At 72.2% G+C, this 13066-nt stretch carries 12 protein-coding genes; 6 read left to right on the top strand and 6 right to left on the bottom strand.

Annotation, left to right across the window (positions count from 1 at the left end):
• Window positions 1-11 precede the first annotated feature (11 nt).
• Window positions 12-1046 (top strand): small ribosomal subunit Rsm22 family protein, encoded by a 1035-nt coding sequence (locus IEY79_RS15730; RefSeq protein ID WP_189108080.1) that lies wholly within the window; start codon window positions 12-14, stop codon window positions 1044-1046.
• On the opposite strand, the gene ddaH is transcribed toward IEY79_RS15730, so the two are convergent.
• On the bottom strand, window positions 1038-1895 hold the full coding sequence (ddaH, locus tag IEY79_RS15725) for a dimethylargininase (protein ID WP_189108079.1): 858 nt from the start codon (window positions 1893-1895) through the stop codon (window positions 1038-1040). The genes IEY79_RS15730 and ddaH overlap by 9 nt on opposite strands.
• 227 nt (window positions 1896-2122) lie before the next feature.
• On the opposite strand from ddaH, the gene IEY79_RS15720 reads away from it, so the two are divergent.
• Window positions 2123-2755, top strand: coding sequence for a TetR/AcrR family transcriptional regulator (locus IEY79_RS15720; protein WP_189108078.1), 633 nt, complete (start codon window positions 2123-2125; stop codon window positions 2753-2755).
• A gap of 299 nt (window positions 2756-3054) precedes the next feature.
• On the top strand, window positions 3055-3807 hold the full coding sequence (locus tag IEY79_RS15715) for a bifunctional DNA primase/polymerase (RefSeq protein WP_189108077.1): 753 nt from the start codon (window positions 3055-3057) through the stop codon (window positions 3805-3807).
• Window positions 3808-3876: 69 nt separating this feature from the next.
• On the opposite strand, the gene IEY79_RS15710 is transcribed toward IEY79_RS15715, so the two are convergent.
• The 4 genes from IEY79_RS15710 to IEY79_RS15695 form a co-directional block, all read right to left on the bottom strand.
• A complete protein-coding gene (locus IEY79_RS15710; RefSeq protein WP_189108076.1) occupies window positions 3877-4857 on the bottom strand; it encodes an SCO2278 family lipoprotein in 981 nt (326 codons plus the stop codon).
• Window positions 4854-5789, bottom strand: coding sequence for a heme ABC transporter ATP-binding protein (locus IEY79_RS15705; protein ID WP_189108075.1), 936 nt, complete (start codon window positions 5787-5789; stop codon window positions 4854-4856). Before IEY79_RS15705 ends, IEY79_RS15710 begins: the two co-directional genes overlap by 4 nt.
• A 94-nt stretch (window positions 5790-5883) precedes the next feature.
• Window positions 5884-6990 (bottom strand): FecCD family ABC transporter permease, encoded by a 1107-nt coding sequence (locus IEY79_RS15700; protein WP_189108074.1) that lies wholly within the window; start codon window positions 6988-6990, stop codon window positions 5884-5886.
• A 1-nt stretch (window position 6991) separates the two neighbouring features.
• Window positions 6992-8026 carry a heme/hemin ABC transporter substrate-binding protein gene (locus IEY79_RS15695; RefSeq protein WP_229700885.1) on the bottom strand — a complete coding sequence of 345 codons (1035 nt, stop codon included), beginning with the start codon at window positions 8024-8026 and terminating at the stop codon, window positions 6992-6994.
• Between the two features lie 181 nt (window positions 8027-8207).
• Between IEY79_RS15695 and IEY79_RS15690 the strand changes: the two genes are divergently transcribed.
• The 3 genes from IEY79_RS15690 to IEY79_RS15680 all read left to right on the top strand — a co-directional run bounded on the left by IEY79_RS15690 (window position 8208) and on the right by IEY79_RS15680 (window position 12147).
• Window positions 8208-9710, top strand: coding sequence for an HtaA domain-containing protein (locus IEY79_RS15690; protein WP_189108072.1), 1503 nt, complete (start codon window positions 8208-8210; stop codon window positions 9708-9710).
• A gap of 67 nt (window positions 9711-9777) precedes the next feature.
• A complete protein-coding gene (locus IEY79_RS15685) occupies window positions 9778-11355 on the top strand; it encodes an HtaA domain-containing protein (protein ID WP_189108071.1) in 1578 nt (525 codons plus the stop codon).
• 123 nt (window positions 11356-11478) lie between these two features.
• Window positions 11479-12147 (top strand): PhzF family phenazine biosynthesis protein, encoded by a 669-nt coding sequence (locus tag IEY79_RS15680; RefSeq protein WP_189108070.1) that lies wholly within the window; start codon window positions 11479-11481, stop codon window positions 12145-12147.
• Between the two features lie 24 nt (window positions 12148-12171).
• Here the strand turns inward: IEY79_RS15680 and IEY79_RS15675 are convergent, their stop codons facing one another.
• Window positions 12172-12840, bottom strand: a complete 669-nt coding sequence (locus IEY79_RS15675) for a biliverdin-producing heme oxygenase (protein ID WP_189108069.1) — start codon at window positions 12838-12840, stop codon at window positions 12172-12174.
• Window positions 12841-13066: the final 226 nt, after the last annotated feature.

Here is a 13066-nt window from a genome sequence, read left to right as displayed (position 1 = left end):
CAATTTCGGCGGTGAACGCCTCCCTCCGCACCGCCGAAGTCCTCCGCGCCGCTCTCGCGGGACTGCTCGACGGGCTGCCGCCGAGCAAGGCCGCCCAGGCCGTCGAGCGGCTGATCGCCAACTACCGGGGAGTCACCCCGACCGGCACGCCGCTGCTGCGTGACCGCTCCGACGTCGCGGCCTACGCCGCGTACCGGATGCCGGCCACGTTCGAGGCCGTACGGTCCGCGCTCGACGCGCTCGCCGACGCCGCGCCCGGGTGGGCGCCGGGCAGCCATGTGGACGTGGGCGGGGGTACCGGGGCCGCGGTGTGGGCGGCCGAGGCGACCTGGCCGGACGGCGGGGGGGACGGCGGGCGCACCACGAGCGTGCTGGACTGGGCCGAACCGGCGCTCGCCCTCGGCCGCGAGCTGGCCGCCGAATCCGGCGCGCCCGCGCTGCGGGACGCCGAGTGGCGCCGTACGAGGATCGGCACCGGTCTGAAACTCCCCGAGTGCGACCTCGTCACCGTCTCGTACGTCCTGGGCGAGCTCACCGAGGCCGATCGCGGCGCCCTCGTCGCCGAGGCCGCGCGCGCCGGACAGGCCGTGGCGATCGTGGAGCCGGGGACGCCCGACGGCTACGCGCGCGTCATCGAGGCCCGCGACCTGCTGATCGGGGCGGGGCTGCGCGTCGCGGCGCCCTGCCCGCACAGCGGCGCCTGCCCCATCGAATCCGGCACGGACTGGTGCCACTTCGCCGCCCGCGTCAGCCGGTCGTCGCTGCACCGGCAGGTCAAGGGCGGCTCGCTGGCCTACGAGGACGAGAAGTTCAGCTATGTGGCGGCGGTGCGCTTCGACGCGGAGCCGGTACGGGCGCGGGTGATCCGTAAGCCGCAGACCCGCAAGGGGCAGATGCTGCTCGACCTCTGCACGGAGACGGAGGGGCTGCGGCGCGAGACGGTGAGCAAGCGGCACGGGCCGCTCTACCGGGCCGCGCGCGACGCGTCGTGGGGCGACGCCTGGCCGCCGCACGACGCGCCCACGAGCGCGCCGGAATCAGGCTGAGAGCAGCAACTCCCGCCGTACGTCCAGCTCTTGCTCCTGGCGCAGCTCCTGCGTGCAGCACTTCACACTGCCGCCGCCCTTGAGCAGCTCGCCCAGGTCCATGGCGATCGGCTCGTAGCCCCGGCGTCTGAGCGGTGCGAAGAGCCCGGCCGCCGCCTGCGGCAGCAGCACATGGCGGCCGTCGCTCACCGCGTTGAGCCCGAGGGCCCCCGCGTCCGTCTCCTCGGCGATCAGCGCGTCCGGGAAGAGCCGGGCGAGGACGGCCCGGCTGCCGCGCGAGAACGCGCCCGGGTAGTACATGACCTCGTCGGCCGCGTCGTCCAGGACACAGAGCGCCGTGTCCAGGTGGTAATAGCGCGGATCGACCAGATCGAGGCCGATCACCGGCCGGCCGAAGAACTCCTGTGCCTCGTCGTGCGAGAGCGGGCTGGACCGGAAACCGCGTCCGGCCAGGATGTACGAGCCGGTGACGGCGAAGTCGCCCTCGCCCTCGTTGATGTGCGCCGGCTCATGGATCTCGGTGAAGCCGCGCGCGCGGAACCAGGCCAGATGCGCCTCCGCCTCCCGCGTGCGCTCGGGGTGCGCGAACCGCGCGCCGAGCACGCGGCCGTCGATGACGGTGGCGCCGTTGGCCGCGAACACCATGTCGGGCAGGTCGGGTCGGGGTTCGAGCAGCGAGACGGTGTGACCGAGAGCGCGGTAGCGGTCGCGGAGCACCTCCCACTGCGCGAGGGCCAGCGGAAGGTCCACCGGTTTCGACGGATCCATCCACGGGTTGATCGAGTACGTCACTCTGAAATGCGCCGGTGGGCACATCAGATAGCGCCGGGGCGAGGCGTCACGAGGCAACTAGGGCTCCTCACGAACGATGGGATCGCACGGGGTGTGTGCGTCGACCCATGGTCCGCCCCGAAGGGCGTTCGCGCAGTGATCCGTTCGGGTGGTTCACGGAGCGGCACGGGAGGGGAGGCGGCACCCGGTCGGCCCCCAGGCGGCACCCGGACGGCGCGTCGGTAACGGGGTGCGGGACGGAGTGGGCGAGACGGTGCGTCTCGTTGTCCTGATAGGCTGGGGAAATGGCTGAAAGCAAGGCACCGGATTCCACCCGCCGCAGCGAGAAGTCACGCCGCGCGATCTACGCCGCCGCCCTGTCCCTGGTGGGGGAGGCCGGCTACGCGAAGACGACGATCGAGGGCATCGCGGCCCGCGCGGGCGTCGGCAAGCAGACGATCTACCGCTGGTGGCCCTCAAAGGCCGCCGTACTCCTCGAAGCCTTCCTCGACCTGAGCGAACAGGCCGCGGAGGCGGCCGGCGGCGCCGACGGCGCGTACGACATCCCGGACACGGGCGACCTCGCCGCGGATCTGAAGCTGGTGCTGCGCGCCACGGTCGACGAGCTGAACGATCCGACGTTCGAGGCGCCGACCCGCGCGCTCGCCGCCGAGGGCATCGTGGACGCGGCGATCGGCGCCCAGTACGCGGAGAAGCTCCTGGAGCCGCAGGCCGCCCTCTACGTACGCAGGCTGCGGGCCGCGCAGGAGGCGGGGACCGTACGCGACGACATCGACCCGCGCACCGCGATGGAGCTGCTGACCGGCCCGATCGTGCACCGCTGGCTGCTGCGGACGCTGCCGCTCACCCACGAGTACGCGGACTCGCTGGTCGACTACGCGCTGAACGGACTGGCACCGAGATCATCGGATCAGTAGCCCGACCGGCCCATCGGCTCCGTCGGCTTCCGCGGGCCCCGGCGGGGCGTCTCACGGCACTGAGTGCCGTACCGGAATCCCGGCCCGTACGGGACGAGTTCCCGGCCGGGCCGAATGTGTCGAACACCACCGGCACCCATCGCCCGCATAGGTGGCTGATTTCCCGAAATAGCCCGGGATGACGCCCGGTGAAGGGCATCCGCCTCCCCACCCCGGTTGAGGAGTGCGGCCCCCCGAAGCGCAGGATGGTGCGAACATGGAAGAGTCCGAGAGGGCCGATGCATGAGGTGAGGGGATAGATGGGCGACGATTTCGGCCGCTACCGCGGCACTGAGGGCAGGGTTTCCCAGTGGCTGCGCCGACTCGCCAGAAGGACCGACGACGGTCCGGCATCCCCCCAGGACCCCGACGCCCGCCTGGCACTGCTGCTCGCGGTGGCCGCCGCCGGTATGCCCGTCTCGCCCGCCGCGCACCCCATCGGCTACCGATGTTCGTGCGAACGCATCGGCTGCCCCACCCCCGCCAGACATCCCATCTCCTTCGCCTGGCAGACACAGTCCACGACCGACGAGGCCCAGATCGAACGCTGGGCCAGGAACCAGCCCGAGGCCAACTTCATCACCGCGACCGGTCTGGTCCACGACGTACTCGACGTCCCGCTGGAGGCGGGCAGCAGGGCGCTGGAGCGGCTGCTCGGCGCGGGCATCGACGTCGGTCCGGTGGCCGACTCCGGCGGCGACCGGATGCTCTTCTTCACCGCCACCCGCGGCACGCCCGAGGACGAGGACGAGTGGTGGCCCTGTGAACTGGACTGCCACCCCGAGACGATGGACGAGCATCCCGGCTTCCGCTGGCACTGCCGGGGCAGCTACGTCCTCGTACCGCCGGCGAGACTGCCCGGGGAGCTGTCGATGACCTGGCTGCGGGGACCGGAGCATCCGCTGCCGGACCCGCTGACGCTGCTGGAGTCGCTGACCGACGCGTGCGCGCGGTACGCGGGCGAGAATCACGAGCTGGACCCGCACCCGGTGGCCTGGCCACTCGGCCGCTGACCAACGGAGCCGGACCCCGTCACCGGACGGACGGTCCGCGCTCCTCGGGGCGCGCCCCTGCGAGGGGTGTCAGGAGCCTTCGGCCCCTATCACCCCTTGCAGCCTGCTCACCACGTTCACCTGGTCCGCGTCCGTCCCGGCCGGCTTCACCAGCGCCGCCTGGCTCGACACCCACTCCTTGGTGAGGGTGTCGTCCACCTCCCCGGTCATCAGCGCCTTCACATCGGCGCTCACGGTCGGGGTGAAGCCCACGGCGGCCGTCTGCCGGTCGAAGTACTTGATCGCGAAGAAGACGAGCGCGCCGCCGTCCTTCGTGGCGAGGGCGAGAGGCGCGAAGTCCCCGGTGTCCAGGCGCTGATCGCTGTACTGGATGGTGAGGCCGGGCAGCTTGGCGTTCTTCGCGCGGATGTCCCGCCACTCGTCGGTGTGCGGACCGGGCGCGAAGTGCTCCGGCTCGCCGTCCTTCAGGTACGAGATGTACTCGGCGCCCACGTCCCCGGGAGCGACCGCCGGTGTCTCGCTGTCGGCGGGCGCCGGTTCGGCGAAGCCGTCCTTGTCGGTCTTGAACTCGGGGAACTCGTCCGGCGTGAGGATCGCGAGATAGGCGACCTCCCACAGCTGGTCGGCGCCGTTGCGTACGAAGACCAGGACCCAGCGGTTGTCGCCGGGGCCGTCGTCCTTGTCCCGGTTGCTGTCGGTGTCGGCGACGAACCAGCGCGGCCAGCCGGCCTTCTTGGGGATGAGGTACTTGGCGTCGGTCAACTCCAGCGGCTGGTGCCGGTCGTTGCCCTCGGGATCGGTGATGCTTCTGGCCTTGAGCCCGGCCTGGTTGATCGCGCCGAGCGCACCGGTGACCCGGCCGGCGTCCAGCCCCGGGTCGTACGCCTTGTCGGCCTTGTTGTACGCCTCGGTGAAATCCGCGAGGGCCTGGGCCGCCTCGGACTTCTCCGCACCCGGCAGTACCGCCAGTTCACCGTGGACCGTCATACATCCACTCGCGACCAGCGACATCGCTATCGCCAGCCCCGCTGCCCGAATCGGCCTTCTCATCGGTCGCCTTCTGCTCCGTGACCCCCACTGACCGTCCGAACCCTACCGGTCCGCATCGGCACCACGAGCGGGGTCCCGGTGCGCGGATGCGGGAAGACCTCGACGGGCTGCCGGTAGACACGGCTGAGGAGTTGGCCGTCGAAGACATCGGCCGGCGGGCCGTCCGCCACGATGCGTCCCTCGTGCAGGACGGCCGCCCGGTCGGCGTGCGCGGCGGCCAGTCCGAGGTCGTGCAGCACGACGACGACGGCGTCACCGGCCGCCGCACGGGCCCGGCAGACGCGCAGCACCAACTCCTGGTGGCGCAGGTCGAGAGCGGCGGTCGGCTCGTCGAGCAGGAGCAGCGGGGCGCGTTGGGCGAGCACCCGGGCGAGCGCGACGCGGGCGCGTTCGCCGCCGGAGAGGGCGGAGAAGGGGCGCCGGGCGAACTCGCCGACCTCGGTGGCCTCCATCGCCTCGGCCACGGCCGCGTCGTCCTCGCCCTCCGACGCCGTGCCCGCCCAGGGGGCGCGGCCCATCCGGACGACCTCCGCCACCGGGAACGGGAAGGAGAGCGTGGCTGCCTGCGGCAACACGGCCCGGCGCAGGGCGAGTTCGGGCGCAGACCAGTTCCGGGCGGGGCGGCCGGCGATCCGTACCCCGCCGTCCGCGACGGCCGGATCGAGGTCCGCCGCGAGCGCGGCCAGGAGCGTCGACTTGCCCGCCCCGTTGGGTCCGACGAGCGCCAGCACCTCACCGGCGCGTACGACCAGGTCGACCCCGCCGTCCGCGCCACCGAGAACGTCCCGCCCCCCGAGCCGTACCCGCAGCCCCCGAGCCTCGGCCACCACGTTCCCGTGGGCGACGGGCGCGGGCAGCTCCCGGCCCCGTACGGCGAACAGATTCCGCACCACGCTGTGCGCCGCGGCCTTCACGACCGTGCCGGCCCTCATGCCCAACCCCCCTGCCTGCGCCGGGTCCTGCGCAGCAACCAACTGTGCTTTCCCGGGGGACAACCCCCGGACCCCCGGCCGGGGGTGGCGCCCTTCATGCCCAACCCCCCTGCCTGCGCCGGGTCCTGCGCAGCAACCAGAAGAAGAACGGACTGCCGAAGAGCGCCGTCAGGACACCCAGGGGCAGTTCGGCCGGGGCCGCCACCGTGCGGGCCGCAAGGTCGCCCGCCACCAGGACCAGCGCGCCTCCGAGCGCGCTGCCCGGCACCAGGAAGCGGTGGCCGGGGCCGTTCGCCATCCGCAGCAGATGCGGGACCAGCAGGCCGACGAAGGTGATGATTCCCGCCACCGCGACGGCGGCCGCCGTCAGCAGCGCGACGACCAGGACGAGGACGACCCGGAGCCGTTCGACATCCACGCCCAGATGCCTGGCCGGCCGCTCACCCAGCGCGAGGAGGTCCAACTTCCGTGCGTAGAAGGGCGCGACGGCCAGACCGAGGAGCGCGCACGGCAGTACGGCGAGCACCTTGGGCCAGGTCGCCTGGGCCAACGAACCGAGCTGCCAGAAGGTGATCTGGCTGATCTGCGCGTTGTCGGCGAAGAAGATGGACAGCCCGATGAGCGCGCCCGCGAAGGCGTTCACCGCGATGCCGGTGAGGATGAGCGTGACCACCTCCGTACGGCCGCCGGAGCGGGACATCGCGTACACGAGGAGCACCGTCAGAAGCCCGGAGACGAACGCGCAGGCGGTGACCGTCCAGTTGCCGAAGAAGCTCAGGCCGAGCGCGATCGACGCGACGGCGCCGACCGCCGCGCCCGACGAGATGCCGATGACACCGGGCTCGGCGAGCGGGTTGCCGAACACGCCCTGCATCAGGGCGCCCGCGCAGCCCAGCGAGGCGCCGACGAGCAGCGCGAGGACGACGCGCGGCAGCCGGACGTTCCACAGGACGCTCTCGGGGACCCGTTCGAGCGCGGCGCCGCCGAGCCCGATCCGGTGCCGGACGGAGGAGAGGACGTCGCCGAGCGGGATGTCGTACGCGCCGAGCCCGGCGGAGAGCAGACAGAGCACGAGCAGCGCACCGAGCAGCCCGGCAGTCAACAGCCAGGTGCTGCCGCGCCGTTGAGGCTGTCTCTTCGGCGTGGCCGTGGGCGGGGAGGTGTCCGGAGGCGCGGTGGTCGCGGTGGGTGCGGCCGTCATGTCACTCGCCGTCCGGGTAGAGCTGCTCGACCAGGGAGGCGAGCACCTGGTCCGTACGGGGCCCGTAGTTGAGCAGTACGCCGTCGTCGACGGAGAGGAAACGGCGGTCGAGACCGGCGGGTGTCTCGGCGACGCCCGGGATCTTCACCAGTCCGTCGGGACCGCCCACCGATTCAAGTCCCTTGGTCATCAGGAGGATCGCGTCGGGCGCGGCCTTCGCCAGTGCCTCGCTGGTGATCGCGGTGAAGTCCTTGTCGAGGCCGGACTCCTTGCCCGCGTCGACGGCGCCGGCCGCCTCCAGCAGTGAACTCGCCCCGGAATCACGGCCGCCCAGCAGATAGACGGACGCCGAGCCGCGCAGATAGAGGAAGGCGACGCGCGGCTTCGCGCCGTCGGCCGGTGCCGGGATCCGCTTCTGTACGGCGGCGATCCGCTCGGCCGTACGCGAGCTCAGCTCCTCGCCCGCCGCGTCCACGCCCAGCGCGTGCGCCACCGTCGTGATGCGTTTTCCGACATCGTCCAGGCTCTTCGCGGGCTCCACGACGAGCAGGGGGATTCCGGCGTCCCGTATCTGGTCGACGGCCTCCGCCGGTCCGGTGGTGGTCTCGGCGATGACGAGTGTCGGCCTGAGGGAGAGGACGCTCTCGGCCGAGACGTCGTGCGCGCGGGTCACCACGGGGAGTCTCTCGGCCTGTTCGAAGGTGGCGGTGATGTCACGGGCCACGACGTGCTCGCCGAGCCCGAGGGTGAAGACGATCTCGTTGAGCGAACCGGTGAGGGGGACGAGCCGGTCGGCGGAGGTGACGGTGACCTTCGTGCCGTCGGCGGAGTCCACGGTGACCGGCAGCCGGGGCTCGGGGACGGTGGCCGGCGGCTCGATCCGGTCTGCGGTGGCGGCGGCCCCCGCGCGATTCGCGGTCCCGCCGCCGCTGCCGCCGCTGCCGCTTCCGCCGCCGTCGTTGCCGGCGCAGCCGGTGGCGAGCAGGGCGAGGGTGAGCACCGAGATGACTGCGCCCGCCAGGCGTTGAGTGCGCACGGAGTGCACCGTCCCGTCGTTGTGTGGAGTCCCGTTGAGGCGCCCGGGACGGAAGGGTTCCGAACCGGGCTGGAGATAGCTTAGGTTAGCCTTACCTTGCTTACCAGACCCGGGGTCCTTCAACCGGGCTGGTTCGGCGTGCCCATGGCCGCCGCCGTCTCCTACGTAGGAGTGATCTCAGATGCTGTCGTCCAGACCGGCGCGCGCTCTCGCCGTCGCGCTGCTCGCCGCGCTCCTCGGGGCCCTGCTCCCGGCGGCCACGGCTCACGCGGCGACCCGCGCCGTGCAGGGCGGCAGGCTCGACTGGGGGATCAGGTCCTCGTTCCAGAGCTATGTCACCGGGCCCATCGCGGGCGGCAGTTGGAGCCTGACCGGGGGAGCGGCGACCGTGGGCGGCAGCCGGTTCAGATTCCACTCCGCCTCGGGGACGTACGACCCCGGCAGCGGCGCGCTGAGCGCCGGATTCAGCGGGGGCGTCCGGTTCGTCGGCCACACCGAGCCCGACGGATCGCACGAGCTGGACCTCACCATCAGCAGGCCCACGGTCCGGATCTCCGGCGGCCGGGGCATCCTGCACGCCGACATGACCAGCAAGGCCAAGGGGAGCGGCAAGATCACCACGTCGTCGCAGGTCCCGCTCGCCACACTCGATCTCGGCGGGATCGACATGAGGGGCGGCGCCGGCCCGGTCGCCCTCAGCAACGTCCCCTCCACGCTCACCGCACAGGGCGCCACCGCCTTCGCCGGCTACTACACGGCGGGCACGCCCCTCGATCCGGTCAGCCTCTCCGTGGACGTGGCCGCCGCGAAGGCACCGGCCGAGAAGCCCGCGCCGAAACCGGCCGGGACGGACAAGGACGCGGACGAGGGCACCGACAAGGCGGAGCGCGAGCGGGCGAAGGGCGCTCTGGAGGACGCGGCCGTCGACTGGGGCGTACGCCGTACCTTCCGTGAGTACGTCACCGGCTCCATCGCCAAGGGGCGCTGGACGCTCGGCGGCGGGGCGCAGGACGGTGGCGCGCTCTTCCGCTTCCCGAAGGGGAAGGGCGCGTACGACACGAAGAAGCAGACGTTCGTCGCCGACTTCGCGGGCAGCGTCCGCTTCACCGGAAACCGGCTGGACCTGACGCTGAGCGGCATCAGCGTCCAGGTGAAGGGCGGGAAGGGCACCCTGGCCGCCGATGTCGCGAGCGAGGGCGGGGCGCCGGCCAAGGCCGTCCCGCTGGTCACCTTCGCCGCCGCGGACCTCACCCCCAAGAACGGTCTCGCCGCACTCACCGAGGCCCCCGCCACGCTCACCGAGGCCGGTGCCGAGGCCTTCGGGTCCCTGTACAAGGCGGGCACCGCGATGGACCCCGTCTCACTCGCCTTCGCCGTGGACAGGAAGGCGAAGCTGCCCGCGCTGCCCGATCTGGGCAGCGACGCCGAGGCGTCCGCCGAGCCCGATTCCCTTACGGCGACAGGCGATTCCCCCAAGCCGGCGGAGGCGGACGATGCCGCGTCCGCCTCCGCCTCCTCTTCCTCCCGTGCCCTGACCTACGGGGGGATCGGCGTGGGCGTGCTGCTCGCCGCCGCGCTGGCGGTGTACGTCGGCGTACGGCGCCGCGGCACGACGGCGGCCGACGGCCCGGACACAGGCCCCGGCCCCGGCTCCGGCTCCGGTCACGGCTCCGGCGGAATCTGACCTCCTTTCCCCCGCCCCACCCCCCACTCCTTCAGCGCGTTCCCACTCATCGAGGAGACCCCCGAACATGCCAGCCAACCGTCGTCCCCTAGCCCTCGCCGCGGCAGTCGCCACCGTCGTGGCCATCGGCGCCACCGCCCTCGCCGTCCCGGCGTTCGCGTCGGGCAGCGCCCCGGCCGCACCCGCGGCGCCCGGCGCCCCCGCCGCGCCGCAGCTCGAACTGAAGGACGGCACCCTGGAGTGGGGCTTCAAGGAGTCCTTCCGCAAGTACCTGCTCTCGCCCGTCGCCAGTGGGAAGATCACGGCCGCCGACGGTGCCACCCAGGCCGCCGGCAACGGCGTGTTCACCTTCACCGACGGCACGGGCACCTACGACACCGGCACGCACGCCACCGCCACCGCCTTCGAAGGAAGCGTGCGTTTCGAGGGTCACCACGGCGTCCTCGACATCGAGTTGAGCGATGTGAAGGTCAACACCGGCCGCGAGGACGGGGAGATCACCGCCGACGTCACCAGCGTGACCGAGGGCGAGTCCGCGACACGTGACGACGTGCCGATCGCCGATCTGGATCTGACGGCGGTCCGGCCGGGCCAGGGCGAGAACGGCGCGATGGTCTTCAAGGACATCCCCGCCAAGCTGACGGCGGAGGGCTCCGAGGCGTTCGCGGGCTTCTACGCCGCCAGTGTCCAACTGGACCCGGCGACGCTCTCCGTGACGGCGGCCCAGCCCCCCACCGACGAACCCACCGACGAACCCACAGATGAGCCGACCGATGAGCCGACGGATGAGCCGACGGATGAGCCGACGGACAAGCCCACCGATGAGCCGACGGACCCGGCCGTCGTGGACGGCGCGATCGTCGACGGCAATCTCGACTGGGGCGTCAAGAAGAGCTTCCGTACATATGTGACGGGCCCCATCGCCAAGGGCAAGGTCGAACTCGCGGCCGGCGCCACCCAGCCGGGCGAGGCCTACCGCTTCCCGAAGGGCACCGGCTCCTTCGACGCCGACGCGCAGACGCTCTCGGCGAGATTCGAAGGATCCGTCCGCTTCCTGGGCCACGAGGAGGAGGGCGCGTACGTCCTCGACCTCAAGCTCAGCGGTCTGGAGGCCGAGGTCGAGGACGGCAAGGGCACGCTCGTCGCGGACGTCAGCACCAAGGACCGTCAGACGCACGAGGTCTCCACCTACGAGGACCTGACCATCGCCACACTCGCCCTGCCGGCCGGTGACCTGGCGGCCGAGGACGGTGTCGTCACCCTTGACGCCGTGCCCGCCTCGCTCACCGCGGACGGCACGAAGGCGTTCGGCGGCATGTACCAGGCGGGGGAGGCGCTCGACACCGTCACCGCGGCCGTCTCCCTCACGGACGACGCCCAGCTTCCGGGCGGCTCCGGCGGCACGGGCGGCACTGGTGGCAGCACGGGCGGTACGACGGACGGCGCCGGCACCACGGGCGGTACCGGCGGCACGGCGGGCGGTGGCACCGTCGGCGGCTCCGCGGGCGGCGTCAGGAATCTCGCGAGCACCGGCTCCGAGGTTCCGGCCGGCGCGCTGGCCGGCGCGGCGGGCGCGCTCGCGGTCGCGGGCGCCGCGGCCGTCTATGCCGCCCGGCGCCGTAACCCGGCCACCGGCGAGGTCTGACAGGCGAGTTGAGCCGTCGGTCACTTTCAAGGGCGGGGCCGTACCGGGCGGGTTGCGGTACGGCCCCGCCCCGTCCGGCACACCTCGCACCTGATGTTCGACGGCTGATGTTTCAATGCCTGCGTGACTGACATCGGCAGCGGCGGCATCGAAGTACTGAGCGTCTTCTGCGCGGGCGACGGGCGGCACGGCAACCGGCTCGGAGTCGTACGCCACGGCCGCGACTACCCCGACGAGGCGTCCCGCCAGGCGCTCGCCGCCGAACTCGGCTTCAGCGAGACCGTGTTCGTGGACGACCCGGAGCGCGGGTACGTGGACATCTACACCCCCGGCGTACGGCTGCCGTTCGCCGGACACCCCCTCGTGGGCGCCGCGTGGCTGCTCGACCTGGAACTGGTCAACCCGCCCGTCGGCGAGGTGTGGGTGCGCCAGGACGGTGAGTTCACCTGGATCACGGCACGCCCCGAATGGGCCCCGCCGCGCACCCTGTGCCGCTACGGGACGGCCGCCGAGGTCAACGCCCTTCCCGCGCCGCCGCCGGGCGAGGGCTGGCTCTACGCGTGGGCGTGGGAGGACGAGTCCGCCGGCCGGGTCAGGGCGCGTGCCTTCCCGCGCCGCGACGACGGCATCGTGGAGGACGAGGCGACGGGGGCGGCGGCCCTGCTGCTCACCGCCGAGCTGGGGCGGGCGCTGAACATCACGCAGGGCCGGGGGTCGCAGATCCTCACGGCCCCCGGCCCTGACGGCTCGATCGAGGTCGGTGGACGCGTCCGCCTGCTCCCGCCGCGCTGAACGCGGTCCCCGGCGTCATCCTCCTCAGGCGCTGAGGGGGAACTCGCCCTCCAGCTCGTGGAACACGTCCCCGTTGAATTCGAACGCCCGCTTGCACTCCTCGATGACGCGCTGCTTCTCCAGGTCGTCCAACGGGACCGCGTCCAGCAGGTCGCGGTAGACGCGCTTGAACGCGGCCGGATTGCCGATCTCGTCGAAGACGTAGAAGCGGACGCCGTCGCCCTTGCGTGCGAAGCCCCAGGTCTTCTCGGCCATGTCGCGTACGACCTGACCGCCGGAGAGGTCCCCGAGATAGCGGGTGTAGTGGTGGGCCACATAGCCGCCGGGCCAGATGCGGGCGCACTCGGTGATCCTGGCCGCGTACGCGGCGGTGGCGGGCAGCGGCTCCAGCCCCTCGCGCCAGCCGGCGCCGCGCAGATGCGTCAGGTCGCGCTCCAGGGCGTCGGTGCGCATCAGCTCGGGCCGGAGGAAGGGGCCGGCGACCGGATCCCCTTCGAGGGTCCCTGCGGCGTCCTCCAGCGCGCGGTACACGAACCAGAGCTGTTCGGTGTAGCGCGTGTACGCCTCCACCCCGAACCTCTGGCCCAGCAGGTCGCTCATGAAGGTCGAGGTGTTCACCTCGGTGTGCTTCTCGTGCGAGGCGACACGGATCATCGTCGAGAAGGGGGTGGGTGCGGTGGCGGTTGCGTCCAAGGCGGGCCTCCGGGGGCCGATGGGGACGGAAGTACCAGACCGAGATCCGGCGGGGCAGCATGGGCGCTTGCCTTCGCCGATCCTCCTACTTAGGCTTACCTAAGTCAACTGGTTCCCGACGTCCTGTCGGTAAAACTGATACCCGTTGATCACGCGGGGGACACCCGCCACCGGTGTGGCCCCCGCGAAGGGCTGAGCAGGTGAGGTCCGACCGGAGGTACGGCGT

The organism is Streptomyces camponoticapitis (assembly GCF_014646115.1).
Classification (GTDB): domain Bacteria; phylum Actinomycetota; class Actinomycetes; order Streptomycetales; family Streptomycetaceae; genus Streptomyces; species Streptomyces camponoticapitis.
This window is presented reverse-complemented; position numbering and strand designations above follow the sequence as displayed.